Below are 25,841 nucleotides of genomic sequence, written 5' to 3'. Positions count from 1 at the left end.
GGACGGGGTATTCAGTGACCGGGCGCCGTCAGGCATCCGCCGTCGGCGATGAGCCCGCCGGCCTCGAGCATCAGCTCTGGCGTCGAGGTCCACCAGCCGGTGATGCAGGCACCGCCCGTGAAGACGCCGAACGGGTAGCCCCCGAGCCCGTCCCGCGAGGAGATCTGAATGTCCTCAGGAGAGAACCCGAGCTCCTGCAGCACCGCGGAGACCTCTGCCTCGCTCGCGTCGGGTCCGAGTGGTTCGAGGGCTGCCCGGGCGGAGGGCAGCAGGCCCTCGGCATCCGCGAGCGCCTGCGGCTCCGTCGGCAGCTCCTCGCGGTAGGCGTCGTTCTGCGCCATCGCCTGATCGGGGTCGTAGTACGCGCATCCCGGGTCCTGCGGCGCGTCCTCGACGAAGGGACACGCGGCGGTCGGACTCGGGGTCTCCGGTGCGGCGGCCGGGCCCGCGCCCGCGCAGCCGGAGACGAGGGCGGTCAGCACGAGCGCCGTCAGGGCGAGCCGCTTCATGGGCTCAGGCTAGGGTCTGCGCTCCGGGCCCGCGAGATGCTGAGAACATTGAGGCCATGCCCTCACCCGTGAATCCGCCCCGCGGCATGCGCGACTTCCTGCCCGCGGAGAAGGCACGCCGCGAGCGCGTGCTCCGAGTCATCCGGCAGGTCTACCGCGCCCACGGCTTCGACGAGATCGAGACGCCGGTCATGGAGGACTCCTCCCGCCTGCACGCGGGCCTCGGCGGCGACAACGAGAAGCTCGCCTTCGGTGTGCTCAAGCGCGGGCTCACGACCGAGGACCTGCACGCGGCGATCGAGCCGCTCGAGCTCGTCGACCTCGGGCTCCGCTTCGATCTGACGGTGCCGCTCGCGCGTTTCTACGCCTCGCACCGGGCCGAGCTGCCGAGCGTGTTCCGGGCGATCCAGATCGCACCGGTGTGGCGCGCCGAGCGCCCGCAGAAGGGCCGCTACCGGCAGTTCGTGCAGTGCGACATCGACATCCTGGGCGAGGCCGGCCCGCTCGCCGAGGTCGAGCTGATCGCCGCCACGCAGGACGTGCTCGAGGCGCTGGGGCTCGCGGGCTGCAGCATCCGGATCAACGATCGCCGCATCCTCACCTCGCTGCTCGCCTCGTGGGGCGTCACCGGCGACTCCGCGGAGCGGGCGCTCATCACGATCGACAAGCTCGACAAGATCGGCGTCGAGGGCGTCGCCGACGAGCTCGCGACGCTCGGCATCGAGCACCCCGGCATCGCCGAGACGCTCGCGCTGCTGCCCGCCGTCGGCTGGGACGCGGATGCCGCCGACTGGCTCGACCCCGAGGCGTACGAGCACCTGCAGGCGCTGCGCGGGGCGCTGCCGCAGGCCGACCTCGTCTTCGACCCGACGCTCGTGCGCGGCATGGGCTACTACACCGGCACGATCTTCGAGATCGCGCACCCCGACCTCGGCTATTCCCTCGGCGGCGGCGGGCGCTACGACGGCATGATCGGCCGCTTCCTCGGCACCGACGTGCCCGCCATCGGCTTCTCGCTCGGCTTCGAGCGCATCGTCGACCTGGTGTCGCTGCCCGACGAGGACGTCGCCGAAGCCGTCGTGCTGCTGCACCAGGGCCGCGACCACGCCCGGCTCGCCCGGCTCAAGGAGCAGCTCGTCGGCCAGGGGCTGCGGGTGCGGCTCGAGAAGCGCGCCAAGAACCTCAAGCCGCTGCTCGAGCGGCTCGCCGGCGAGGGCTTCACGCGCTTCGCCCAGGTCGGCGACGAGGTGACGGATGCCGCGCAGCTGGAGTTCCGCGAGCTGAGCTGAGGGCTGGAGGGCGGGCGTTCCCCCTGACCGCGGTGCGGCGTACCCTCCCGTGCGTGAGCACGTGGCAGGCGGGGGAGGGGCGGCTCGTCGCCCTGCCCTGCGGCGCGGTCGTGCGAGGTCGCGCCCTGAGGCATCCGCTGCCGCCGGGCTCGACGCCCGAGTTCGGGGTCTACCTCGTCGGCCGGGCGGTCGACGTGCCGTGGGAGCACCGGTGGGTGCCGTGGCGCGACTTCGGGCTGCCGCGGGACGCGGACGCCCTGACATCCGTGCTGCTCGACGCGCTCGAGCGGGCGGCGCACCAACGGGTCGAGCTCGCGTGCGGCGGGGGAGTGGGCCGCACCGGCACCGCGCTCGCGTGCCTGGCGGTGCTCGACGGGGTGCCGCCGGACGACGCGGTGGGGTGGGTGCGCGAGCGCTACGACCGCCGCGCGGTCGAGACGCCGTGGCAACGTTCGTTCGTGCGTCGCCTGGGAGCCTCCCGGGCGGCCTCTCACGGTGAGTAGGGTTGTTCGCGGACATCCGAAGAACGATCAAGGAGACACCGTGTCAGCTATCGAGGCCGTCGGCGCTCGCGAAATCCTCGACTCCCGTGGCAACCCGACCGTCGAGGTCGAGGTTCTGCTCGAAGACGGCACGGTCAGCCGCGCCGCCGTCCCGTCCGGTGCGTCGACCGGTGCCTTCGAGGCGTACGAACTCCGTGACGGCGACAAGGGCCGCTACCTCGGCAAGGGTGTGCAGCAGGCCATCTCCGCCGTGGTCGACGAGATCGGCCCCGAGATCGAGGGCGTCGACGCCACCGATCAGCGCCTGATCGACGCGGCGCTCATCGCGCTCGACGGCACCGACAACAAGAAGCGCCTCGGCGCGAACGCCATCCTCGGCGTCTCGCTCGCCGTCGCCCGCGCCGCTGCCGACTCGGCCGACCTGCCGCTGTTCCGCTACCTCGGCGGACCGAACGCACACACCCTGCCGGTGCCGATGCTCAACGTCATCAACGGCGGCGCGCACGCCGACTCGAACGTCGACATCCAGGAGTTCATGATCCTGCCGATCGGCGCCGAGACCTTCAGCGAGGGTCTGCGCTGGGGCGTTGAGACCTACCACGCGCTCAAGAGCGAGCTGAAGAAGGCGGGCCTGTCGACCGGCCTCGGCGACGAGGGCGGCTTCGCGCCGAACCTCTCCTCGAGCCGCGCCGCGCTCGACTTCCTGATCCAGGCGATCGAGTCCGCCGGCTACACGCCGGGCTCGCAGATCGCCCTCGGCCTCGACGTCGCGAGCACCGAGTTCTTCGAGAACGGCACCTACACGTTCGAGGGCTCGGCGCACACGTCGGCGCAGCTCGCGGAGTTCTACGCCGAGATCGTGCGCGACTACCCGCTCGTCACGATCGAGGACCCGCTCGCCGAGGACGACTGGGAGGGCTGGGCCCAGCTCACCGCCGACCTCGGCCAGAAGGTGCAGCTCGTCGGCGACGACCTGTTCGTCACCAACCCGGCCCGCCTCGCGGACGGCATCAAGCGCGGCGTCGGCAACTCGATCCTCGTCAAGGTCAACCAGATCGGAACCCTGACCGAGACCCTCGACGCCGTCTCGCTCGCGCAGCGCTCGGGCTACACCGCGATCCTGTCGCACCGCTCGGGTGAGACCGAGGACACGACGATCGCCGACCTCGCGGTCGCCACGAACGCCGGCCAGATCAAGACCGGTGCGCCCGCCCGCAGCGAGCGCGTCGCGAAGTACAACCAGCTGCTCCGCATCGAGGAGGAGCTCGGCGACGCCGCGGTCTACGCCGGCCGCAGCGCGTTCCCGCGCTTCCAGGGCTAGTCCCTCACGCGGTTCACGGAGGGCGGCGGGCTTCCGCTCGCCGCCCTTCGGCGTCTGTGCGGCCGGGTCGTTTCCGTTCCTTCAGCAGGACAAGCGCGAGCGACGCGCCGCCCTGCAGCTGTTCCGTGCGGTGTGTCGTCACGGTTTGTCCTGTTTGCGGCACGCGGCGTCGAGGCATCCGGTCGCCCAGCGTTCGTGCTGCTGACGGCATCCGGCGGCGAGGCACCCGCCTGCCTCACCACTCCGACGGAGTTCGAGCCCTGGTGGCGTCTGTAGGAGCCCCGCGGATGACACGCCCCGGGCGCTCCCGCGGACGCGGCGTGTCGCGGCGCCCGTTCCTACAGACGCCACAGGCGGACCGGCTGCGACGCGGCTGCGTTCCTACAGGCTCCACAGCCGGACCGGACGCGGCGCCAGCATGCGTCCGCCTGCTTGCGTCCCTTCAGCAGGACTAACGCGTGCGCCGCGCGGCTCCGTGGCCGCGCTGCGCGGCGCGTCGTCGCGGTTCGTCCTGCTGGCGGCACGCGGCTCCGAGACATCCGCCGCCTAACCGCTTCGATGGGCCCTGGTGGCGTTTGTAGGAGCCCCGCGGATGACACGCCGCCGACGTTCGCGCGGAAGCGGCGCGTCGCGGGCCCCGTTCCTACAGACGCCACGGCCGGGGCGGGCTCGACGCTGAACCGGGCGCCCGGCAGCATCCGGCCCGCCTCCGGATGCATCCACCCGCCCCGGTTTAGGCTCGTCCCCGTGAGAGCACCGACCGCCGAGCGGCGCACCGAGCGGGTCGCGCCGGCGATTCCCGAGGAGTCCGCGCTGCGGGCGTGGCTCCGCGGCATCCGCTTCTCCGGGTTCACGCTCGTGATGCTCGGCCTCGTCGTGCTGCTCGTGCTCGTGCTCGCGCCGAACCTCAAGGTGCTCATCGAGCAGCGGCAGGAGATCGCGCAACTCCAGCAGTCGGTGCAGGAGCAGCAGTCGCAGGTCGACGAACTGAGCGACGAGGTCGCCCGCTGGGACGACCCCGCCTACATCGAGGCGCAGGCCCGCAACCGGCTGAACTACGTCTACCCGGGGGAGTACAACTACCTCGTGCGTGACGACGGCCAGACCCCCGTCGCCGAGGACCTCAGCGTCTTCGACGACCAGATCCAGACGGCGCAGGTGGACTGGCTCCACGCCTCCCTGCAGTCGCTCGTGACGGCGGGCCTGACGACGGCCCCCGCCCCCGACCTCGTGGAACCGCCCGTGGAGGACGAGCAGTGAGACCCCCGTTCGATCCGCCGACCGAGGCGGATGTCGCTGCCGTGTCCAAGCAGCTCGGCCGCCCGGCGCGCAACGTGCTCGGCATCGCCGCGCGCTGCGTGTGCGGCGCCCCGACGGTCGTCGCGACGAAGCCGCGCCTCGCCGACGGAACGCCGTTCCCGACCCTGTACTACCTGAGCCACCCGGCCGCGACCGCCACGGTCTCCACGCTCGAGGCGACCGGGCTCATGGTCGAGTACGCCGCCGAGCTCGAGGCCGACGCCGACCTCGCCGCCGCGTACCGCGCCGCCCACGAGTCGTACCTGGCCGACCGCGAAAGCATCGAGCACGTCGACGAGATCGACGGCATCTCCGCCGGCGGGATGCCGACCCGCGTCAAGTGCCTGCACGCGCTCGTCGGTCACTCGCTGGCCGCGGGGGAGGGCGTCAATCCCATCGGCGACAGGGCACTCGCGGCCGCGAGCTGGTCGCCGGACGTGTGCGCCTGTGGCGAGGACGCCTGGTGAGACGCCGGGGCGCCGTGGCGCTCTGCGCAGCGGCATCCGTCGCGATCTCGGTGCTCGTCCCCGCGGCGCCGGCCGCGGCCGACCCCGTGCGTGACCTGCAGTACTGGCTCGACGAGTACGGCATCTCCGAGGCCTGGCAGACGACCCGCGGCGCGGGCGTGACGGTCGCGGTGATCGACACTGGGATCGACGCGAGCCACCCCGACCTGGCGGGTGCCGTCGTCGGGGGCACGGATGTCTCGGGGCTCGGCAGCCCCGACGGGCTCAGGCCGATCGGCGAGCCCGGCGAGGACAGTCACGGCACCCTCGTCGCGAGCCTCGTGGCGGGCCGGGGCCACGCGCCGGGGGACGGGGTGATCGGCGTCGCGCCGGCCGCCTCGCTGCTGTCGGTCTCGGTCGGGTTCGGGCTCGGCGACGTGCCGAGCGACGACCAGATCGCCCAGGCCGTGCGCTGGTCGGTCGACAACGGGGCCGACGTCATCAACATGTCGCTGACTCGCAACACCCTCGACTGGCCCGAGAGCTGGGACGACGCCTTCCTCTACGCGATGGAGAACGACGTCGTCGTGGTCGCCGCCGCCGGCAACCGCGGGAGCGGCACCACCACGGTCGGCGCGCCCGCGACGATGCCGGGCGTGCTGACCGTCGCGGGCGTCGACCGCGACGAGCAGGCGAGCTTCGACGCGTCGAGCCAGGGCATCACGATCTCCGTCGCCGCGCCGAGCGAAGAGCTGGTCGGCGCCCTGCCCGGCGGCGGGTACGCGCGCTGGGAGGGCACGAGCGGCGCCGCGCCGCTGGTCTCCGGGGTCGTCGCGCTCGTGCGGGCGGCGCATCCGGAACTCGACGCGGCGAACGTCATCCAGCGGGTGCTCGCCACGGCGCATCCGGTCGGCGAACCCGTGCCCGGGCCCATCTACGGCTACGGCATCGTCGATGCGGCCGCGGCGGTCACCGCCGACGTGGCCCGGGTCGACGCGAACCCGATGGGCGATCTCGCGGAGTGGGTGCGGCTGTACCGGCGGGCGAACGTGCCCTCGGTTCCCGAGACGAGCACCGCGCCGTTGCCGCCCGAGGAGCGAACCGACGCGGAAGACCCGCAGGCAGCGGCGGACCCGATCGGGGTGCTGTATCCGGGCGTCGAGCAACTGCGCACGCTCGGGCTGCCGCTCGGCGTCGTCGTGGCGTTCCTCGGCGGGGCGCTGTGGATCATCGTGGCCGGACTACGGCCGCGCACGACGGCCACCGGTGCGAGGGGCCGCCGCGCAAGGGAGTAGATTGTCCTAGGCCCATCCCCCTCAAGGAGTTCCTGACTCGTGCGCAAAATCCTCATCGTCGGTGGCGGTTACGCCGGCTTCTACACGGCTCTGACCCTGCAGCGGCAGCTCCGCCGGGGCGAGGCGGAAGTCACCGTGGTCGACCCGCTGCCGTACATGACGTACCAGCCCTTCCTCCCCGAGGTCGTCGCCGGGGCGGTCGAGCCGCGTCACGCGCTCGTCGCGCACCGCCGTCACCTCGACAAGACCACGGTCATCACGGCTCGCGTCACCGGCATCAACCACGCCGCCCGCACCGCGACGATCACGCCGGAGATCGGTGAGCCGTGGGAGTTCGAGTACGACGACATCGTCGTCACCGCCGGATCGGTCTCGCGCACCTTCCCGATCCCGGGCGTCGCCGACAACGCGATCGGTCTGAAGACGATCGAGGAGGCGACCGCGATCCGCGACCGCATCCACCAGAACTTCGAGCGCGCCGCCAACCTGCCCGCCGGGCCGGAGCGCGACCGCCTGCTCACCTTCACCGTCGTCGGCGGCGGCTTCGCCGGCATCGAGGTCTTCGGCGAGATGCGCTCGCTCGCGAGCGCGCTGCTCAAGCGCTTCCCGCAGCTGACCTTCGACGACACCCGCTTCCACCTCATCGAGGCCGCCCCGCGCATCATGCCCGAGGTCTCGCTCGAGACGAGCAAGTGGGTCATCAAGGACCTCGCCCAGCGCGGCGCCGAGATCCACCTCGAGACGCAGCTCTCGAGCGCGGTCGACGGTGTCGTCGAGATGTCGAACGGCGAGAGCTTCGAGTCCGACCTCATCGTCTGGACCGCCGGTGTCATGGCCGTGCCCATGGTCAAGAACACCGACCTCCCCGTCGAGGAGCGCGGCCGCGTCCGCGTCAACGCGTCGCTGCAGGTCGTCACCGAGAGCGGCGAGGTCGTGCCGAACGCCTGGGGCGCCGGCGACGTCTGCGCCGTGCCCGACCTCACGGGCAAGGGTGTCGGCGGCTTCTGCGTGCCGAACGCCCAGCACGCGGTGCGTCAGGGCAAGCGCATGGGCAAGAACATCGTCGCGGTGCTCCGCGGCGAGCTGCCCGTCGACTACAAGCACGACAGCCTCGGCGTCGTCGCGACCCTCGGTCTCTACGACGGCGTGTTCCAGAGCAACAAGATCGTATTCAAGGGTCTGATCGCCTGGGGCATGCACCGCGGCTACCACGGCCTCGCGATCCCGATGTGGGAGCGCAAGATCCGCGTTTTCGGCAACTGGGCGTTCAACCTGGTGCTCGGCCGCGACATCGTCTCGATCCCGGCTCGGGAGCGTCCGCGCGAGTCCTTCGAGACCTACGCCTCGCGTCCGAAGCCCAAGACCGACGCCGCTCCCGCCCCCGAGTCGCACCCGACTCCCAAGCAGGACCCGGCCCCCGTCTACGCCAACCCCAAGCAGTAGGCGAACGGATGTCACGGCCCCCGCGTTCCGACGCGGGGGCCGTTTCCATTGGTGCGGGTTCCTCGCCGGTTGAGGTCGCCGCGCCGTCTGTGCCCGGGCGTGGTGGTTCGCCCACCCCTCGCATCGAGCGGCCGGTGCGGCGTAGATCATGAGCCCCGGCCTCGACGCGCCCGGCGACCGCGGCGTGTTGCTGCGCAGTTCATGATCCACGCCGGAGGCCGCACGAGAAACGGGCCTCCTCACGCGGCGCCGCTGTTCCGCGCCCTCGCGTCGTCCGTGTCCTAGAGCATCTCCGAGGATGCCTCGTGCCTGCGGCGACTAGTCTCGGAGCACGCCCCCGTAGCCCAGCGGCAGAGGCAGGCGACTTAAAATCGCTTCAGCGTGAGTTCGAATCTCACCGGGGGTACCGCAGGGGCGCCGAAGGCTCAGCGGCGCGAGGTACCGGTCGAACCGGTCGCGGACCCTGCCCCGGGGGTCGCGCCGGCACCCGTGGCGGTCTGCGCAGCATCCGTCGTACCGGTGATTCCCGTCGGCGCAGCCGTTGCGCCGGCGGCACCTGCGGGGCGTGCCGTCGCAGTGCTCGTCACCCCGGTCATCGAGCCCGTGGACCCCGTCGCCGTGTCGATCGCGCCGGTCGTGTAGGTCTCGCGGCGGGTCTTCGCGCCCTCCTGCCGGATCGCGCGGATGACGGCGCGGGCGGATGCCTCGGTGCTGCGCGTGATCGCGGCGATCAGGTACCAGACGCTCCCGACGCCGAGCCCCAGCCACAGCACGACGAAGGCCGAGGTCAGGAGGGAGGCGTTGTTCCCTGCGTAGACGGCGATGAACAGCGCCGCGGCGGACAGGAGGGCGACCGCGGCGAAGATGCCGAGGATCGTTCGGTACCAGTTGGTGATCACGGTCGCCCTCCGGACGAATCGACGGACATTCAGCCTAGGCAGGCGCGACCCTTCGGGGACCGCGGCCGTGCGCGCGTCGCGTCATCCGTGCAGCATCAGCTGCGCGAGGCCCTCCTGCGACCACTCCGGCCGTCGCGGCCACGTGCCTCCTCCGGCTCGAGCGAGCAGGTGATGTGTGGCAGGGACTGTGCCGATAGGCGCTACTAACGCTCTGATGGCCGTCGGGCACGGGACGTGGAAGGCGAGCGGCGCAGTTCCGGAGCTGCCGCCTCGACTACGCTCGCCCGACTATCGGAGCTCGCGGACGATCCCACGAGGAGTGACCTCGATCACCAGTCGCTTGCGCTTGCCGAAGAGGTTCCTCTTCGTGAGCACCGCGGAGTTCCCGGCATTGTCGATCAGTTCCCAACCTCGCCGCTCGTAGTCCGGAAGCGCGTCCTCGAGGATGGCGGCGCGGCGCTGGATAGGGATCGAGCCAGTGATGGTGGCGTTCTCGTGTTCGGGCACAGCCCGACTATCGCGTGCCTATCTGTGAGTTGGGCAAGGAGAATCTGCTCGCCGAGCGGCTCCACGGGTCGGCTCGGACGAAGCCTCCGCGGTTCGCCAGATCTGCCGTCCCAGCCGCCCCTGCGAGCGATTCGGCAGTACTTCGAGCTGATGAACCCCACCAACTGGGGGAGCGGGTACGCGGAGCTCGCTGCATAAGGTGCTACCTGTGGTCGGAAGCGGAGACGGAAGCGGGGGAGCTTCGCCGCTCTCCCGACGCTGTTTTCTGACACTTCTCGGGGCGACAGCTGCGGGTGCTGCCTGGGGCGGGCTCTCGGCGCCGATGTCAGCGTCAGCCGCCACCATTCGGTGGCAGTTCCCCGTCGAGCCCTTGCCCCGTATCGATCCGCGGCGCCACACCTTCGCCGCCCCTGACCGCCCCAGTCACCGCGGACTCGACCTGGTCGGTACCTACAACACCCCTGTCGTCGCCTGCGCCTCTGGGGTGGTTCGAGTCGTGGACAGAGTCGATGACTCGGACTTCGGCTACTACGTGAAGATTCAGCACGACGACGGGATCTGGGCCTGGTATGCCCATCTGAACGAGCCTTCCGAGCTGTCGGTCGGTCAGCGCATCGCCCGTGGTGAGTACATCGGCCCGATGGGCAGGAGCGGGAACGCCACCGGCGTGCATGTGCATCTCGAGTTGAGTACGACCAGCAGCCAGGCGAACAGTTTCGACCCCAGGCCCTACATCGACGCGAGGACGAGTGGCGGCCTCCGTTTCACGGACGTGACAGTTGGGAACCCCTTTTATCGCGAAATCACGTGGCTCGCGGATCGAGGTGTTTCCACCGGCTGGCTCGAAGCCGACGGAACTCGGACGTACCGGCCACTGGATCCGGTCAATCGAGACGCGATGGCTGCCTTCCTCTTCCGGCTCGCGAATAGTCCTGCTTTCATCGCTCCGGACACGTCGCCATTCGTCGACGTTCCCGTCACCAACCAGTTCTACAAGGAGATCGCCTGGCTGGCGCAGACGGGCGTGTCGATGGGGTGGGATGAGGGAGACGGCACTCGTACGTTCCGACCGCTGGAGCCCGTCAACCGCGACGCCATGGCGGCTTTCATGTACCGGTTCCGTAAGGCACCGCCCTACGAGGTACCGCAGTCCTCGCCGTTCGTCGACGTGGCCGTACAGACCGAGTACTTCAAAGAAATCAGTTGGTTGGCGGAGGAGGGGATCTCCTCCGGTTGGGTCGAGAGCGACGGGGCCAGGACCTATCGCCCTCTAGAGCCCGTGGCGCGAGACGCGATGGCGGCCTTCATGTACCGCTTGCTGAACGGAGGCGTTTGAGCCGACTCCCGAACCGACGACGGCGAGCGGACGACCGTGCGCGCGTCGCGTCATCCATGCAGCATCAGCTGCGCGAGTCCCTTCTGCGACCACTCCGGCCGTCGCGGCGCCGGTGGACGCGGCTGCTCCGGCTCGGGCCGGGGTGGGGCGGTGTGCCGCACGGGCTGCACGGGGTGCGCCTGGCGGACGGGTCGCGGCGGGCCGCCAGAGGAACCGACGAGGAACGCCACCGCGAGTCCCTCGTGGTCCCAGAAGAGCCCGTGGGTGAGCCAGCCGACGTGGGTGCCGTGGAGGCCGTAGACGGGGCGGGCTTCGTCGTCGAGGGATCCGCCGATCCAGCCGGTCACGTTGCCTGAGAGGCCGTAGACCCGGTCGAACTCGGACAGCCACCCGACGACCGCTCCCGTGCGGCCGTAGATCGCGTCCATTTCCGCACCTTAGCCCCGCCGCGAGCCCGAACTGAAGGGGCTGGATATCGGGCGCTTCAGGTTCGGTGAGCCAATAGGGAGAGGCTGGAGCGGCGTGCCGGCCGACACGGAGGGGCCGGAGCACACGCCGCTCCGGCCCCTCCGTTTAGACCGGGTCAGAGACAGGCCGGACGGTACGCCGGGTCGAGCGGGCGGCCCTCGTCGGCGAGGTCGGCGAGCACGAGCTGCAGCACGTTGGGGTCGTTCGGCAGCTGGTCGTGCTCGAACACGTCGAGCCGGCACAGGTCCTGCACGACGACGTTCGTCACGCGGTCGCTCGGGCCGGCGAGCGCCTGTGTCTGGTACGGCCGCACGATCTCGTCGTAGCGCGTCATGATCACGGTGTACTTCACTTTGCCCACGAGGTCGCCGCCGGCGTTGAGGTTCTGCAGGAACGCCGACCCCGCCGCCTGCTGATCGCAGGCGGTGCAGAGCTCGAGCGCGGCGCCGGGCGAGGGCGCGGTTCCGGATGACGAGGCGGGCAGCCCCGGGTCGAGCGGGTCGTACAGACCGAGGAACGAGGTGTCGCTCAGGTCGGTGCCGTGGTTCGAGGGGGCGATGCCGATGAGGGTGTCGACCTTCTTCGTGCCGCCGAGGAACTTCAGGTAGTAGCGCGGCATCATGCCGCCCTGGCTGTGCCCGACGAGGTCGACCTTCTTGGCGCCGGTCGCCGCGAGCACGGCGTCGACGAACGACGCGAGCTCCGCCGCGGAGTCCTCGATGGGTCCGGTCGCGGGCACGCCGTTGGTGACCCCGTAGTTGAGCGAGAAAACGCAGTAGCCCGCATCCTTCAGTGCCGGCGACATCACGGCCCAGTTCTTGAGCATGCTCTCGAAGGTGCCCGGCACGAGCACGATGGGATTCGGATGCTCCGCGGTGGGGGAGCAGTTCCAGTCGTTCGCACCCGGTGGTGCGATGTCGGTCGTGTCGGCGGCGGCGGGAGAGGCGACGAGTCCCGTGGCGAGACAGGCCGCGGCGGCGAGGAGGCTGGCGATGGTTCTGGTGCGTCGCATCCGTACTCCAAACAACACTGGCTGGGACGAGGAGCAGTTGCTCCTCCTTCGACGGTAAGCGAGGTGCTCGGCGAGGGGGACCCACCCGCACGAACGTGCAGCGCAGCCCCCGGAAACGCGAAGCGCCCGCCCCGCACACCAGGTGCAGGACGGGCGCGTCAGCGCGTCGGCTAGTGCGACGCGAGCATCCGCAGGCCGGTCACGCCGTGCTCGAGCTCGAGCACCTGCGCGGCCTCCTCGATCTCGCGGTCGAGCCGGAACTCGTCCCAGCCGGCCGCGTTCGCGAGCGCGCGGCCGAGGGTCTCGAGCGCGTCGTGGTCGACGCGTCCGGTGAAGGCGAGGTCCGTGCGGCGCAGCAGCACGTCGGTCAGGCGGGTGACGTGCTCCTCGTCGACCATGTAGCGCAGCTCCGCCTCGGAGATCGCACCGCCGAGCAGCGGGGTCTCGTCGGTGAGGCGGCGGGCGACGGATGCCGCGCGCGTGCCGTACCGCGCGAACAGCACGGCGCGCCGCTCGGGCGCGACGGCCGCGAGTTCGCGGTCCTGCCACGCCTTGGCATCCGTGGGGTAGTCCTTGCCGCCGCCGATGGCCGCGCGACGCGTGGACACCGTGCGCTGCACGCCGAGCTGCGCGAGCACCTTGTCGGCGAGGTGCTCGCCGAGCGCGCGGAAGGTGGTCCACTTGCCGCCCACGAGGCTGAACACGGGGGTGCCGGCGAGCTCGGCGCGCTCGATGCGGTAGTCGCGGGAGACGAAGCCGGGCTGGGTGTCCTCGTGGGTGGGCAGCGGGCGGATGCCGGAGAAGCGGAACACGATCTGGTCCTCGCTCACGGGCACCGTCGGGAACACGTGCTCGATGAGCTCGAAGAAGTACTGCACCTCCTCGGGCGTGCAGCGGGCGGGCTCGCGCGGGTCGGCGTCGATGTCGGTCGTGCCGACGAGCACGCGGCCCTTGAACGGGTAGATCAGCACGATGCGTCCGTCGTCGTGCTCGAAGAAGATCTCGCGGCCGGCGGTCGCGCGCAGCAGCTCGGGGTTGTCGAGCACGATGTGGGAGCCCTTGGTGCCGCCCATGTACTTCGTCGGGTTGCCGAGCGCGGTGTTGGTGAGGTCGGTCCAGGGGCCGGAGGTGTTCACGACGGCACGACCGCGCACCGTGAACTCGACGCCGGACTCACGGTCGCGCAGGCGCACGCCCTCGGCATCCAGCCCGACGGCCTCGACGTAGTTGACGGCGCGGGCCTTCGGGTTCGCCTCGAGCCCGTCGCGCAGCACGTCGAGGGCGAGCCGCTCCGGGTCGTGCATCGACGCGTCGAAGTAGGTCGCGGTGTAGCGGAAGTGCGGGTCGAGCTTCGGCAGGGCCGCGAGCGACTTGCGGCGCCCGTGGAAGCGGTGACGCGGCACGACGCCGCCGGAGCGGGAGAACGTGTCGTACAGCGTGAGGCCGACCTTGATCAGCAGCGCGCCGCGCTCCTTCGGCTTGCCCTGCTTGTGCGTGAGGAAACGCAGCGGGGCGGCGAGGATGCCGGAGAACGTCGAGTTGATCGGGATGGTCGTCTCGAGCGGCTTCACGAAGTGCGGCGCCGAGCGGAGCAGCGCGTTGCGCTCCTGCACGCCCTCCTTGACGAGCCGGAACTCGCCGTTCTCGAGGTAGCGGATCCCGCCGTGGATCATGTGGCTCGAAGCGGCGCTCGCGCCCGAGGCGAAGTCGTTGCGCTCGACGAGCACGACGTCGAGTCCCTGCATCGCGAGTTCGCGGAACGTCGAGATGCCGTTGATGCCGCCGCCGATGATGACGACGTCCGCGGTCGGGCGCTCCTGCAGTGCCCGCACGTCCGCGCGCGTGGTGCCAGTGCTGTCGCCGTTGCTGCTCATGGCCTTGCCTTCCTCGGCGGTGCGGCTGGGCTCCGCCGGACTTCCTCGTCGGGACGGACGCTCGGAGGCATCCGACCCCTCTATTTGACGCCTGCGTGAAAACCTGCGCAAAGTACCTGAACAGACGTGCAGTGGGGAGGGCCCGTGGCCGATCGAACCGAGCAGAAGTTGAGCGCCGCGCTCAAAGCCGCCTAGCTCTACTACATGCAGGACATGACGATGGATGCCATCGCGCGCGAGCTCATGACCTCCCGTTCGTCGGTCTCCCGGCTGCTCTCAGAGGCGCGGGCGAGCGGCCTCGTCGAGATCCAGATCCACTCCCCGCTGGAGCGCTCCGGCGGCCTCGAGGCGCAGCTCGCCGAGCGGTTCCAGATCAACGCCCACGTCGTGCCCGTGCCCGCCGGCATCAGCAACGTCGAGCGGCTCGACCGCGTCGCCATGACCGCCGCGCGCCTGCTCAACCGGTTCTTCGACTCGGGCATGACGCTCGGGGTCGCGTGGGGATCGACGATGAGCGCGGTCAGCCGACAGCTCGTCGCGAAGGCCGCGCACAACTCGCACGTCGTGCAGCTCAACGGCGCGGTCAACGACGAGGACTCGGGCATCGACTACGCGAGCGAGATCCTGCGCCGCTTCGGCGCGGCGTACGGCGCCCAGGTGCATCAGTTCCCGGTGCCCGCGTTCTTCGACGACCCGCGCACGAAGGAGGCGATGTGGCGCGAGCGGAGCACCAGGCGCATCCTCGACATCCAGTCGCGCATGGACATCGCCCTCTTCGGACTCGGCAGCCCCTTCGCGGATGTCCCGAGCCGCGTGTACATCGGCGGCTACCTCAATGCCGAGGACTACCGCTCCCTCAGCGAGGACCGGGTCGCGGGGGACGTCGCGACCATGTTCTACCGCCTCGACGGCAGCGACGACGTCGAGCTCAACGCCCGGGGGACCGGGCCGGACTTCCACCGGCTGCGCAAGGTCGCCCGGCGGGTCTGCGTCGTATCCGGCAACCAGAAGCTCGCGAGCCTGCGGGGCGCGCTCGCGGCGAAGGTCATGACGGATCTGGTGGTCGACGAGGACCTCGCCAAGCGCCTGGTGAACGTGCGCTGACGCTGCACGTTCTCTCACTTGGGCGGTTCCGCAGGCCGTCTCAGGCGGCTTCGGCGCCTCCGCCGGCCACTCGCGTTGCACGTTCGTTCAGCTTCTTCGGGACTGCGCTCAGCACTCGCTCAGGGATCGATAGCGTTCGGATCACCTGACGCCCCAGCGAAGTAGCGGGGCCATCAAAGGAGATGTTCATGCAGTTCGAATGGTCCTTCCCGCCTGCACCGCGGGTCCACTGCGCCTCGTCGGCCTCCGTCTCGATCGGGGGAGCGCGGTGAACGAGCTCGGCACGATCTTCCTCTCCGAGGTCGTCGGCACCGCGATGCTGCTCCTGCTGGGTTGCGGCGTCGTGGCGAACGTTGCCCTCGCACAGAGCAAGGGCTTCGGCGGCGGCTTCCTCCTCGTCAACTTCGGCTGGGGACTCGCGGTCTTCGCCGGTGTGACGGTGTCGTACGCCTCCGGCGCGCACCTCAACCCCGCGGTCACCCTCGGCCTGCTCGTCACCGGGCAGATCGACGGCGGCATCGTCGCGGCGCTCGTGTACGTCGTCGCGCAGCTGCTCGGTGCGTTCATCGGCGCGACGCTCGCGTGGCTGGCGTACAAGCAGCACTTCGACGAGGAGCCGGAGCCCGCGGCGAAGCTCGGTGTGTTCTCGACCGGCCCCGGCATCCGCAACTACGGCTGGAACCTCGTCACCGAGATCTTCGGCACGTTCGTGCTCGTCTTCGTCGTGATCGGCTTCGGCCGTGCCGAACCCGCGGGCCTCGCGGCGCTGGGTGCGCTGCCGGTGGCGCTGCTGGTGGTCGGCATCGGCGCCTCGCTCGGTGGCCCGACGGGCTACGCCATCAACCCCGCCCGTGACCTCGGTCCGCGCATCGCGCACGCGGTGCTGCCGATCCGCGGCAAGGGCTCGAGCGACTGGGGTTACTCCTGGGTGCCCGTCGTCGGCCCGCTCATCGGCGGACTGCTCGGCGGCCTCGCCTCGGTTCCGCTGCTCCCCATGTGACGCGGGGGAGGGCCGGATGCATCGCGCCGGCCCTCCTCGCCTCCGCCACGCCTCACCCCTCACCCGAGCGGGCGACGTCGTCGCCGCCCGCGCAGCACAGAAAGACAGACCACATGGCTGACTACATCCTGGCGATCGATCAGGGCACCACCTCGACCCGCGCGATCGTGTTCGACCACGCCGGCTCGATCGTGTCCGTGGGCCAGAAGGAGCACGAGCAGATCTTCCCGAAGGCCGGGTGGGTCGAGCACGACCCGAAGGAGATCTGGGACAACACCCGCGAGGTGATCGGACAGGCGCTCTCCCGCGCGGACATCACCCGCCACGACGTCGCCGCGGTCGGCATCACCAACCAGCGCGAGACGACGGTGGTGTGGGACAAGAACACCGGCGAGCCCGTCTACAACGCGATCGTCTGGCAGGACACCCGCACCCAGGCGATCGTCGAGCGCTTCGCCGCCGACGGTGGGGTCGAGCGCTTCAAGTCCAAGGTGGGGCTGCCGCTCAGCACCTACTTCGCCGGCACGAAGATCGTCTGGATCCTCGAGAACGTCGACGGCGCCCGCGAGAAGGCCGAGGCCGGCGACCTGCTCTTCGGCACCACCGACACCTGGGTGCTGTGGAACCTCACCGGCGGTACCGAGGGCGGTGTGCACGCGACGGATGTCACGAACGCGAGCCGCACCCTCTTCATGGACCTGGAGACCCTGCAGTGGGACGAGGAGATCCTGCGGGTGTTCGACGTTCCGGCGTCGATGCTGCCCGAGATCCGTTCCTCCTCCGAGGTCTACGGCACGGTGGAGTCGTCCTCGCTGCTGCGCGAGGTGCCGATCGCGGGCATCCTCGGCGACCAGCAGGCGGCGACCTTCGGCCAGGCCGCCTTCGATCCCGGTGAGGCGAAGAACACGTACGGCACCGGCAACTTCCTCATCTTCAACACCGGCGAGGAGATCGTCCGCTCCGAGAACGGGCTGCTCACCACCCTCGGGTACAAGCTCGGCGACGCTCCCGCGCACTACGCGCTGGAGGGATCGATCGCGGTGACGGGATCGCTGGTGCAGTGGTTGCGCGACAACCTCGGCATCATCAACAGCGCCCCGGAGATCGAGCAGCTCGCCGCCACGGTCGAGGACAACGGTGGCGCGTACTTCGTGCCCGCGTTCTCCGGCCTGTTCGCCCCCTACTGGCGGGCCGAGGCCCGCGGCGCCCTCGTCGGCCTCACCCGGTACGTCAACAAGGGGCACATCGCCCGCGCCGTGCTGGAGGCCACCGCGTTCCAGACCCGCGAGGTCCTCGACGCCGTCAACGCCGACTCCGGCGTCCCCCTCACCGAGCTGAAGGTCGACGGCGGCATGATCGCCAACAACACCCTCATGCAGTTCCAGGCCGACATCCTCGGCGTCCCCGTCGTCCGCCCCGTCGTCGCCGAGACCACCGCCCTCGGCGCCGCCTACGCCGCCGGCCTCGCCACCGGCTTCTGGTCCAACCTCGACGAACTCCGCGCCAACTGGCAGGAAGACCGCCGCTGGGAACCCCAGATGGACGACACCGAACGCGAACGCCAACTCCGACTCTGGAAGAAGGCCGTCACCAAGACCTTCGACTGGGTCGACGAAGACGTCCAGTAGGACCCGTTCCGGAGGGGCCGCGAGCATCGCTCGCGGCCCCTCCGCCGTTTCCCCGGCTCCTCCTCGGGGCACTGGTGCGGGAGGACGAGAGGGGCGCGATGGACTTCCAGGGGTGGATCGAGCTGGCGGGGCAGGTAGTCGACGCGGCCGGAGTCGTGGCGGTCGTCGTCGGGGCGCTGCTCGCGATCGGGTTCGCGGTCACGCGGCTCGCCAGACGCGAGAGCAATGTCTACTCGCGGTTCCGCCGCTTCCTCGGCCGCTCGATCCTGCTCGGGCTGGAGCTGCTGGTCGCGGGCGACATCATCCGCACGGTCGCCGTCACCCCGACGTTCGAGAGCGTCGCGGTGCTCGCGGCGATCGTGCTCATCCGCACCTTCCTCAGCTGGTCGCTCGAGCTCGAGATCACGGGCCGTTGGCCGTGGCAGAAGGCCGAGGGCCGAGCGCCCGCGGAGGAGGAGGCGTAGTCCCGCTCAGCGAGGGTCGGCCGCGCGCGGCATCCGCCGGACCAGCAGCGCCGAGCAGGCGACGAGGGCGGCAGCCACTCCGGCGGCCACGAGCAGCGCGACCGGCGGCGCCTGCTCGACGGGCCGCGTCAGCACCGCACCCGCGAGGAAGACGGCGGCGAGGGCGAGGGCGAGCCAGCCGCTGCGCGACCAGTCGAAGAGGGCGCGCCCGGGCAGACCCGGCACCGGCAGCGCGAGCAGCGGCAGGGCGACGAGCCCACCGATCGCGGTGACCGCCAGGGCGTCGTTCGCCACCGACGCGAGCGAGCCGGCCAGCGGCGCGGTCACCTGGTGGAACAGCCAGGCGACCAGCCCGACGATGCCGAGCGTCGCGAGCTGTGCGAGCGCGACGAGTCCGCCGTCGCGCCGCTCGCCGCCGAGCACGACCGCGCCGAGCACCGCCGCGATGAGCAGGGGCGGATCGAGGGCGGCGATGCGGCTGAGCACGGCGCAGATCATCGCGGCGAGCAGCACCGTCGGCAGCAGCCGCACGGAGATCCGGATGTCGAGCAGCTGGGCGACCGTCCAGGCCGCGAGCGCCGGCAGCGCGGCGAGGGCGGCGACTCCCAGCGCGACGGAGAGCAGGAGCCCGGTGTCGGGGCGTCCCGTCACACTTCCGGCGGCGATCGTGACGACCGCGACGGCGCCTGCGATGCCGACCCAGCGCCCCGTCTGCGGGGTGAGGAGCGGTCCCTCCTCGGGCGACCGGCCGACGCCTCGTCGTTGGGCGAGCAGGAGGCCGAGCGGCAGGGCGACCAGGGCGACGAACGCCGCGGCGACGGCGAGCGTGAAGGCCCAGGTGCCGGTCGTGGCGACCTGCGCGATCCCGGGCAGCACGGCGCTGAGCCGTGCCCCGTCCCCGCCGGCGCCACCGGACGGCGGAGCGGCCCCTGGGACGGGCGAGGCCCCGGGATCCGGCGGGCCCGAGGCATCCGGCACACCGGACGGCGACGGCGACTGAGTGGGGAAGGTTGCGGCGGATGACGGCGAGGGTGACGGCGCCTCAGGCTGCGGGACCGTGACGCGTACGCCGGGGCTGGGGGCCGAGAAGTTGCCGGCCTCGTCGCGCTGGATCACCTGGATGAGCCACCCGCTCGAGTCGAACCCGTTCGCCGTGCAGCGCCAGGTGCCGTCGGCGAGCACGCGGCTCGAGCACACGAGGTCGCCGTCGAAGTAGACGTCGATGAGGCCGCCGCTCTCGCCGCGGCCGGACACGACGAGCCGGCCGCCCTCGAGCTCGGCGCCGTCGGTGGGGCTCGTGACGGTAGGGGAGGCGGGCGCGGTGCGGTCGACGAGCAGGGTGCGCGACGCGGACGGCGAGGAGGACTGCCCGCCGGCGATCGAGGGCACCTGCTGGGTAGCGGTGATCGTCGTGGTGCCGTCGGGCGCGGTGATCGCGCACGACCAGAAGCCGCTCTGGTCCGCGGGCGGGCAGAAGCGCGGTTCGCCTCCGCCGACCGAGACGCGCATCGCCGCGCCCGGATAGGCGGTGCCGCGGACGAGGCCCGTGCTCGGGCGGGTGCCCGGGTCGTCGATCGTCGGCGGGCCGAGCGCCTCGACACTCGTGGCGGCCGTGGCCTCGCCGCCGGCGAGAGTCGCCGTGACCGAGACGGGGACGCCCGTGCCATCCGGCACGCGGGCGTCGCAGGCCCAGCCGCCGTCGGCCGGCACCGTCACCCCGCAGACGGTCGCGCCCGCGACGCGCACGTCGACCGTGCTGCCCGGCGTCGCCGTACCGCGGACGGCCACCGACCCCGAGCGGACGAAGTCGCCGGACGAGGGGCTGTCGATCCGCACCGCGACGGGGGCAGGGCTGGGATTCTGCTCGCCCGGGGAGGAGCTCGGCGAGGGGCTCGGGGTCGCGCTGGGGGCCGGCTGTGCCGCCCGTGCCGCGTCTCCGTCATCCGCCGGCGGGGCGTCCGGCGATCCAGGGTCGGGGGAGTCCACGACAGCGGCCGCGGGGGCCGCCACGAACAGGGCCGGAAGCGGAGCGAGAAGCAGGGCCGTGAGTACGACGACCGGCATCATCAGGGCTGCCGGAACGGCCCCCACGCCCCCGATTCGACGCGGAGGAGTAGAAGTCCTGGTCCCCACCACCGCGGCCATTGTGTCAAACGCTCATGACACAGGGGGTCAGTCACATCGGCCCGCCGCTAGGCTCGCAGCGATGGGAGAGCAGTTGGCCGAGTCCCCGTCGACGGTCGCACTGCCGTCGGCGTTCTCCACCCTGCTCTCCGCTCCGGATGCCTGGGACTCACGACTTCGCGGCGGGGCTCTCCCGCGTTCCGCGCGCGACATCTTCAGCGCGGCGACCGACGTCGACGACGCCCAGGCCGTAGACCTGGTGAAGGGCGTCCGCGCCCGCCCCCGCGCCGGCGACCTCGCCGCCGCGACCGACCGAAAGGAAGTGGCATGAGCAGCTACGACGACGTGCTCGCGAGCTTCTGGCAGTACGAGCACGCCCTCATGGCGAACGACCTCGACGCGCTCGACCGATTCTTCGCGCCGGGTGACCGCACCCTCCGCGGCGACGCGGCCGGCCTGCTCGTCGGTCATGAGGCGATCTCCCGGTTCCGCGGCACCCGCGGCGGCGCCCCCAAGCGCCGCATCCTCGGCGTCCACGTGCGCGAGGCCGGCGACGGCTACGCGGTGCTCGTCGCCGAGACCGCGCCCGAGACGGGCGGCCGTGGGCTGCAGACGCAGCTGTGGCGGCGCACCGACGACGGGTGGGTCATCGAGGTCGCCCACGTCAGCGCCCCCGCGCCCGCGATCACGCCGTCCGTCTGGCGGGTCGTCGGCGCCCCGCTCGTGCCCGCGCCGACCGACTCCGGCCCGCTCGCGGGTCACCGCGTCGCGGTGAAGGACCTGTTCGCGGTCGAGGGCTTCGCCACCGGCGGCGGCGTCCCCGCCTTCCTCGCCGAGCAGGAACCCGCGACCCGCACCGCGCCCGCGGTCACCGCCCTGCTGCAGGCCGGCGCGTCGGTGCAGGGCATCGCGACCACGGACGAGTTCGCGTACTCGATCGCCGGGCGCAACAGCCACTACGGCGCCCCCGCGAACGCCGCCGTGCGCGGCGCCCTCCCGGGCGGCTCCTCGAGCGGCCCCGCGAGCGCCGTCGCGCTCGGCCAGGCGGACATCGGCCTCGGCACCGACACCGGCGGCTCGATCCGCGTCCCCGCCTCGTACCAGGGGCTGTGGGGCCTCCGGCCGACGCACGGTGCCGTGCACACCGCGGGGCTCCTCCCGCTCGCGCCCTCGTTCGACACGATCGGCTGGCTGACGCGCACCGGGCGGGAGCTGCTCGCCGCGGCATCCGTCTCCCTCTCGGCCCCCGAGGACCTGCCCGCCTCGTACGCGATCGCGCCGCAGATGCTCGACCTGCTCGACCCCGGCGTGCGCGACGCGTTCCTCGCGACCGTCGCCCCCCTGAACCCGGTCGAGGTCACCCTGCCCGACCTCGACGGCCTCTTCGAGACGTTCCGCACCATCCAGGCCATCGAGGCCTGGCACACGCACGGCGCCTGGATCGAGGCTCACCCCGGCACGCTCGGCGGCGACGTCGCCGCGCGCTTCGCGTTCGCGCGGAGCCTCTCCGCCGAGGTCGAGGCCGCCGCGCGACTGACCCGCGACCTCGCCGTGCTGCGGCTCGAGAGCGTGCTCGGCGACCGGGTGCTGCTGCTGCCCTCCGCGTCGACCATCGCGCCGCCGGTCGACGCCGACGACGCCCGCATCGAGCAGGTGCGCGCAGGCACGCTGCGGCTCACCTGCATCGCGGGGCTGCTCGGCCGCCCGGCGATCTCGGTGCCGCTGATGACCGTGGACGGCGCGCCAGTCGGCCTCTCCCTCGTCGGCCCCCGCGGCAGCGACCTCGCCCTCATCGAGCGCGGCATGACGCTCGCCGGCGAGGACGTCGACATCGAGGGCATCCCCTCGGAGTCGTACGCGGAGACCGTCGACGTATGACGGGGCAGATCAACCCGCCCAACCGACTCCTCATGGGCCCCGGGCCCATCAACGCCGACCCGCGCGTGCTCCGCGCCATGTCGGCCGCGCTCGTCGGACAGTACGACCCCGTGATGACCGGGTACATGGCCGAGACGCAGGAGCTGTACCGGCAGGTGTTCCGCACCCGCAACGACGCCACCCTGCTCGTCGACGGCACGAGCCGCGCCGGCATCGAGGCGGCCCTCGTGTCGCTCCTCGAGCCCGGCGACCGGGTGCTCGTGCCGATCTTCGGCCGCTTCGGCTACCTGCTGCAGGAGGTCGCCGAGCGCTGCGGCGCCGAGGTGCACTCGATCGAGCGGGAGTGGGGCACGGTCTTCCCGGTCTCCGAGCTCGAGGCCGCCATCCGTCGGGTCAAGCCGAAGCTCGTCGCCGTCGTGCACGGCGACACCTCGACGACGCTCGCGCAGCCGCTCGACGAGCTCGGCGCGATCTGCCGCGAGCACGGCGCGCTGCTCTACACCGACGCGACAGCGTCGCTCGGCGGCAACGAGTTCGCGGCCGATGACTGGGGCGTCGACGTCGTCACCGCCGGCCTGCAGAAGTGCCTCGCAGGCCCGAGCGGCACCGCGCCGATCAGCCTCTCGCCCGCCGCCGTCGAGGTGGTCGAGTCGCGCAAGAGCATCGAGGCCGGCATCGCGGCGGAGGGCGCGCCGCGCTCGCCCCGCCGCATCCGCTCGAACTACTTCGACCTCGGGATGATCCTCGACTACTGGGGGCCGTCGCGGCTCAACCACCACACCGAGGCGACGAGCGCGCTCTACGGCGCCCGGGAGTGCGCCCGCATCCTCGTCGAGGAGGGGCTCGACGTCGCCGTCGCCCGGCACGAGCTGCACGGCCGCGCCTTGGCCGCCGGACTGCAGGGCCTCGGCCTCACGCTCTTCGGCGACCAGGAGCACCGCATGAACAACGTCGTCGGCGTGTTCATCCCCGAGGGGCTCGACGGGGAGGCGGTGCGGCGCACGCTGCTCGAGGACTTCGCCATCGAGATCGGCACCTCGTTCGGACCACTTCACGGCCGCATCTGGCGTGTCGGCACCATGGGCTACAACGCTCGGAAGGACACCGTTCTCACGACCCTCGCCGCGCTCGAGGCGGTGCTGCACCGGGCCGGCGCGAAGGTCGCCCCGGGCGGTGGGGTCACGGCCGCATACGAGGTGTACGCATGACGATCGAGCAGCAGACGGATGCCGCGTGGGTCATGGCCCGCTGCGACGAACTCGCCACCCACTCCTCCCGCCCCGACGGGATCGAGCGCGTCTACCTCTCGCACGAGCACAGGCACGTGAACGCCCTCGCCGCGGAGTGGATGGCCGAGGCCGACCTCGACACCTGGCAGGACGCCGCCGCCAACCAGTGCGGCCGCCGCGGTGAGCCGCACCTGCCCGCCCTGCTGCTCGGCTCGCACCTCGACACCGTGCCCGGGGCCGGCCGCTACGACGGCATCCTCGGCGTGCTCGTCGCGATCGTCGTCGCCCGCCGGCTGCGGCACACCGAGCTGCCGTTCGCGCTCGAGGTCGTCGCGTTCGGCGACGAGGAGGGCACGCGCTTCGGCACCACGCTGCTCGGCTCCCGCGCGCTCGCGGGCACCTGGCAGCCGGAGTGGGCCGAGCTGACGGATGCCTCGGGGCTGACGCTCCGCGAGGCGATGAGCGACTTCGGGCTCGACGTCGACCGCGTCGGCGAGGCCGCCCGCGCGCCCGGCTCGCTCGTCGGCTACCTGGAGGCCCACATCGAGCAGGGACCGCTGCTCGAAGAGGCGGACCGCGCCCTCGGCGTCGTGACCTCGATCGCGGGCGCCCGGCGGCTCTTCGTCTCGATCACGGGCGAGGCGCGGCACTGCGCCACGCCCTATGACCGGCGCCGCGACGCGCTGCTCGGCGCGAGCGCCGCGATCACCGCGATCGAGAGGATCGCGCGGGCCGCGCGCAGCTTCGCGACGGTCGGGCGCATCCGGGTCGAGCCCGACGCCGTCAACGTCGTCCCGGGCTTCGCCGAGTTCAGCCTCGACCTGCGCGACGCGACCGACGAGGCGCGCGACGCGACCCTCGACGCGATCCGCTCCGAGCTCGAACTGATCTGCGCGACGCGCGGGCTCACGCTCGAGCTGCGGGAGACGCATGCCGCGCCCGCCGTGCACTGCGCGCCCGCGCTGCGCGACGCCGTCGGCCGGGGCATCCGCTCGACCGCCGACGGCGCCCCTATGGAGCTCTTCAGCGTCGCGGGCCACGACGCGATGGCCGTCGCCGCCCTCACCGACGTCGCCATGCTCTTCGTGCGCTGCGAGGACGGCATCAGCCACCACCGCGACGAGGCCGTCACCGAGGCGGACGTCGCGGTCGCGATCGACGCCCTCGAGATGGCGGTGCTCGCCGTCGCCGACGCCCACCGTGGCTGAGCTGCCCGAACCCCTGCGCCAGGCGCTCATCGCCGAGCACGCCGATGCGCGGCACGGCTTCGGGCTCGCCGAGCCGTTCACGGCGGAGTCGTTCCAGCGCAGCCCCACCTGCGGCGACGAGGTCACACTGCGCGTGCTCGTCGACGACGAGCGGGTCGCCGGCGTGTCCTGGGAGGGGCACGGCTGCACCGTGTCGATGGCGTCGGCGTCGGTGCTCACGGACGTCGTGGCCGGGCTGCCCGTGGCATCCGCCCGCGCCCTGGTCGGCCGCTTCACCGCCCTCGTGCGGCCGGGCGGCAGCGCGCAGGAGGACCCGGAGCTCGGCGACGCCGTCGCGTTCGCGGGCGTCGGCCGCTATCCGCTGCGGGCGCGCTGCGCGGGCCTCGCGTGGTTCGCGCTCGACGACGCGCTGCAGACCGCCTCGGCGCCCTAGACCTCGGGCCGGTCGACGTCGCGCCCGTGCCAGAGGTCGCCGCACTCGATCTCGTCGGCCCCGTGCCGCACGAGGTACGGTCGCGCGCCCCGGTCGCCGTCGACGTTCGACGCCAGCGGCTTCCAGTGCTGAGCGCCGAGCAGCACCGGATGCCCCGGGCTGCCCCGGTACGCCGCCTGCCGCAGCGACCAGGAGTCGGCGTCGCGGGCCAGGCGCCGCGTGACCGTCGCGGGCATCTCCGGCAGATCCACGAGGGTGACCAGGGCCGCGTCGCCGGTGGCCGCCGCGAGCCCCGCGCGCAGCGACGCGGAGAGCCCCGCCGCCCAGTCCGCCGCGACGACCACCCGCACGCGGGGATCGTCGGGCAGCAGTTTCCTCGCCACCTCCGCCTCGGCGCCGAGCACCACCACGACCGGATCGCATCCGGCGTCGGTGAGGACCGCCACGCCGCGCTCGAGCCAACCCGGCACGAGCGCCTTCGGCGTTCCGTAGCGGGAGCCCGCGCCGGCGGCGAGGAGGATGCCGCTGAGGCCCATGGGTACTGTTATAGCGACCACTCAGCGGAACGGAGA

Annotated in this window: 24 protein-coding genes, 1 tRNA gene and 2 pseudogenes; 19 read left to right on the top strand and 8 right to left on the bottom strand. The window is 71.9% G+C overall.

Annotation, left to right across the window (positions count from 1 at the left end):
- Window positions 1–11 precede the first annotated feature (11 nt).
- Window positions 12–509, bottom strand: coding sequence for a hypothetical protein (locus JUB10_RS01795; protein WP_207453723.1), 498 nt, complete (start codon window positions 507–509; stop codon window positions 12–14).
- 56 nt (window positions 510–565) lie between these two features.
- Between JUB10_RS01795 and hisS the strand changes: the two genes are divergently transcribed.
- From hisS to JUB10_RS01755, 8 genes are all read left to right on the top strand, one after another.
- The gene (hisS, locus tag JUB10_RS01790) at window positions 566–1,798 is read left to right on the top strand and encodes a histidine--tRNA ligase (RefSeq protein WP_207453721.1); all 1,233 of its coding nucleotides are present in this window, start codon (window positions 566–568) and stop codon (window positions 1,796–1,798) included.
- A gap of 53 nt (window positions 1,799–1,851) precedes the next feature.
- Complete coding sequence (locus JUB10_RS01785) at window positions 1,852–2,301, top strand: protein-tyrosine phosphatase family protein (protein WP_207453719.1); 450 nt, start codon at window positions 1,852–1,854, stop codon at window positions 2,299–2,301.
- Window positions 2,302–2,341: 40 nt separating this feature from the next.
- Entirely contained in the window at window positions 2,342–3,622 is a 1,281-nt protein-coding gene (eno, locus tag JUB10_RS01780; RefSeq protein ID WP_207453717.1) for a phosphopyruvate hydratase, read from the top strand.
- Between the two features lie 747 nt (window positions 3,623–4,369).
- A complete protein-coding gene (locus JUB10_RS14485) occupies window positions 4,370–4,882 on the top strand; it encodes an FtsB family cell division protein (protein WP_307859045.1) in 513 nt (170 codons plus the stop codon).
- Window positions 4,879–5,388: a DUF501 domain-containing protein gene (locus JUB10_RS01770; protein WP_207453713.1), complete on the top strand. Its 510-nt coding sequence runs from the start codon at window positions 4,879–4,881 to the stop codon at window positions 5,386–5,388. Before JUB10_RS14485 ends, JUB10_RS01770 begins: the two co-directional genes overlap by 4 nt.
- Window positions 5,385–6,662 carry a S8 family peptidase gene (locus JUB10_RS01765; RefSeq protein ID WP_307859044.1) on the top strand — a complete coding sequence of 426 codons (1,278 nt, stop codon included), beginning with the start codon at window positions 5,385–5,387 and terminating at the stop codon, window positions 6,660–6,662. Before JUB10_RS01770 ends, JUB10_RS01765 begins: the two co-directional genes overlap by 4 nt.
- A 39-nt stretch (window positions 6,663–6,701) precedes the next feature.
- Complete coding sequence (locus tag JUB10_RS01760; protein WP_207453709.1) at window positions 6,702–8,105, top strand: NAD(P)/FAD-dependent oxidoreductase; 1,404 nt, start codon at window positions 6,702–6,704, stop codon at window positions 8,103–8,105.
- Window positions 8,106–8,438: 333 nt separating this feature from the next.
- A tRNA-Leu gene (locus JUB10_RS01755) sits at window positions 8,439–8,511 on the top strand.
- A 19-nt stretch (window positions 8,512–8,530) separates the two neighbouring features.
- On the opposite strand, the gene JUB10_RS01750 is transcribed toward JUB10_RS01755, so the two are convergent.
- Both JUB10_RS01750 and JUB10_RS01745 read right to left on the bottom strand, forming a co-directional pair.
- Window positions 8,531–9,004, bottom strand: coding sequence for a hypothetical protein (locus tag JUB10_RS01750; RefSeq protein ID WP_207453707.1), 474 nt, complete (start codon window positions 9,002–9,004; stop codon window positions 8,531–8,533).
- A 288-nt stretch (window positions 9,005–9,292) separates the two neighbouring features.
- Window positions 9,293–9,511: a hypothetical protein gene (locus tag JUB10_RS01745; protein ID WP_207453705.1), complete on the bottom strand. Its 219-nt coding sequence runs from the start codon at window positions 9,509–9,511 to the stop codon at window positions 9,293–9,295.
- A 322-nt stretch (window positions 9,512–9,833) separates the two neighbouring features.
- Here JUB10_RS01745 and JUB10_RS15155 point away from each other — a divergent pair.
- Together JUB10_RS15155 and JUB10_RS15150 are read left to right on the top strand one after the other, a co-directional pair.
- Window positions 9,834–10,205: pseudogene (locus tag JUB10_RS15155) on the top strand (M23 family metallopeptidase); the annotation flags it as partial.
- Window positions 10,206–10,301: 96 nt separating this feature from the next.
- A pseudogene (locus JUB10_RS15150) lies at window positions 10,302–10,847 on the top strand (S-layer homology domain-containing protein); the annotation flags it as partial.
- Between the two features lie 50 nt (window positions 10,848–10,897).
- Here the strand turns inward: JUB10_RS15150 and JUB10_RS01735 are convergent.
- The 3 genes from JUB10_RS01735 to JUB10_RS01725 all read right to left on the bottom strand — a co-directional run bounded on the left by JUB10_RS01735 (window position 10,898) and on the right by JUB10_RS01725 (window position 14,201).
- Window positions 10,898–11,275: a 4-fold beta flower protein gene (locus JUB10_RS01735; protein WP_207453702.1), complete on the bottom strand. Its 378-nt coding sequence runs from the start codon at window positions 11,273–11,275 to the stop codon at window positions 10,898–10,900.
- Window positions 11,276–11,430: 155 nt separating this feature from the next.
- The gene (locus JUB10_RS01730) at window positions 11,431–12,327 is read right to left on the bottom strand and encodes a lipase family alpha/beta hydrolase (protein WP_207453699.1); all 897 of its coding nucleotides are present in this window, start codon (window positions 12,325–12,327) and stop codon (window positions 11,431–11,433) included.
- Between the two features lie 170 nt (window positions 12,328–12,497).
- Window positions 12,498–14,201 carry a glycerol-3-phosphate dehydrogenase/oxidase gene (locus JUB10_RS01725; protein ID WP_207453697.1) on the bottom strand — a complete coding sequence of 568 codons (1,704 nt, stop codon included), beginning with the start codon at window positions 14,199–14,201 and terminating at the stop codon, window positions 12,498–12,500.
- A 204-nt stretch (window positions 14,202–14,405) separates the two neighbouring features.
- On the opposite strand from JUB10_RS01725, the gene JUB10_RS01720 reads away from it, so the two are divergent.
- The 4 genes from JUB10_RS01720 (at window position 14,406) to JUB10_RS01705 (ending at window position 18,397) form a co-directional block, all read left to right on the top strand.
- Window positions 14,406–15,305 carry a sugar-binding transcriptional regulator gene (locus JUB10_RS01720; RefSeq protein ID WP_207453695.1) on the top strand — a complete coding sequence of 300 codons (900 nt, stop codon included), beginning with the start codon at window positions 14,406–14,408 and terminating at the stop codon, window positions 15,303–15,305.
- Between the two features lie 316 nt (window positions 15,306–15,621).
- Entirely contained in the window at window positions 15,622–16,305 is a 684-nt protein-coding gene (locus JUB10_RS01715) for an MIP/aquaporin family protein (protein ID WP_242682091.1), read from the top strand.
- Between the two features lie 113 nt (window positions 16,306–16,418).
- Window positions 16,419–17,933, top strand: coding sequence for a glycerol kinase GlpK (glpK, locus tag JUB10_RS01710; RefSeq protein ID WP_207453691.1), 1,515 nt, complete (start codon window positions 16,419–16,421; stop codon window positions 17,931–17,933).
- A 98-nt stretch (window positions 17,934–18,031) separates the two neighbouring features.
- Window positions 18,032–18,397: a DUF1622 domain-containing protein gene (locus JUB10_RS01705; protein ID WP_207453689.1), complete on the top strand. Its 366-nt coding sequence runs from the start codon at window positions 18,032–18,034 to the stop codon at window positions 18,395–18,397.
- Window positions 18,398–18,403: 6 nt separating this feature from the next.
- On the opposite strand, the gene JUB10_RS01700 is transcribed toward JUB10_RS01705, so the two are convergent.
- The gene (locus tag JUB10_RS01700; protein WP_207453687.1) at window positions 18,404–20,488 is read right to left on the bottom strand and encodes an Ig-like domain-containing protein; all 2,085 of its coding nucleotides are present in this window, start codon (window positions 20,486–20,488) and stop codon (window positions 18,404–18,406) included.
- A gap of 115 nt (window positions 20,489–20,603) precedes the next feature.
- Between JUB10_RS01700 and JUB10_RS01695 the strand changes: the two genes are divergently transcribed.
- The 5 genes from JUB10_RS01695 to sufU are packed head-to-tail and all read left to right on the top strand — an operon-like array spanning window position 20,604 to window position 25,269.
- Window positions 20,604–20,852 (top strand): hypothetical protein, encoded by a 249-nt coding sequence (locus JUB10_RS01695; RefSeq protein WP_207453685.1) that lies wholly within the window; start codon window positions 20,604–20,606, stop codon window positions 20,850–20,852.
- Window positions 20,849–22,399 (top strand): AtzH-like domain-containing protein, encoded by a 1,551-nt coding sequence (locus JUB10_RS01690; RefSeq protein ID WP_207453683.1) that lies wholly within the window; start codon window positions 20,849–20,851, stop codon window positions 22,397–22,399. The genes JUB10_RS01695 and JUB10_RS01690 overlap by 4 nt, the downstream gene beginning before the upstream one ends.
- A complete protein-coding gene (locus JUB10_RS01685; RefSeq protein ID WP_207453681.1) occupies window positions 22,396–23,607 on the top strand; it encodes a pyridoxal-phosphate-dependent aminotransferase family protein in 1,212 nt (403 codons plus the stop codon). The genes JUB10_RS01690 and JUB10_RS01685 overlap by 4 nt, the downstream gene beginning before the upstream one ends.
- On the top strand, window positions 23,604–24,836 hold the full coding sequence (locus tag JUB10_RS01680) for an allantoate amidohydrolase (protein ID WP_207453679.1): 1,233 nt from the start codon (window positions 23,604–23,606) through the stop codon (window positions 24,834–24,836). Before JUB10_RS01685 ends, JUB10_RS01680 begins: the two co-directional genes overlap by 4 nt.
- Window positions 24,829–25,269: a Fe-S cluster assembly sulfur transfer protein SufU gene (sufU, locus tag JUB10_RS01675; protein ID WP_207453677.1), complete on the top strand. Its 441-nt coding sequence runs from the start codon at window positions 24,829–24,831 to the stop codon at window positions 25,267–25,269. Before JUB10_RS01680 ends, sufU begins: the two co-directional genes overlap by 8 nt.
- Here sufU and JUB10_RS01670 read toward each other — a convergent pair.
- Entirely contained in the window at window positions 25,266–25,805 is a 540-nt protein-coding gene (locus JUB10_RS01670) for a nucleotidyltransferase family protein (protein WP_207453675.1), read from the bottom strand. The two genes, sufU and JUB10_RS01670, sit on opposite strands and share 4 nt — an antisense overlap.
- Window positions 25,806–25,841 lie beyond the last annotated feature (36 nt).

Origin of the sequence: Desertivibrio insolitus (assembly GCF_017355965.1) — a bacterium.
In the GTDB taxonomy this organism is placed as follows: Bacteria; Actinomycetota; Actinomycetes; order Actinomycetales; family Microbacteriaceae; genus JAFIQW01.
Note: the sequence above shows the minus strand (reverse complement) of the source record. Positions and strands in the feature narration are given on the sequence as shown.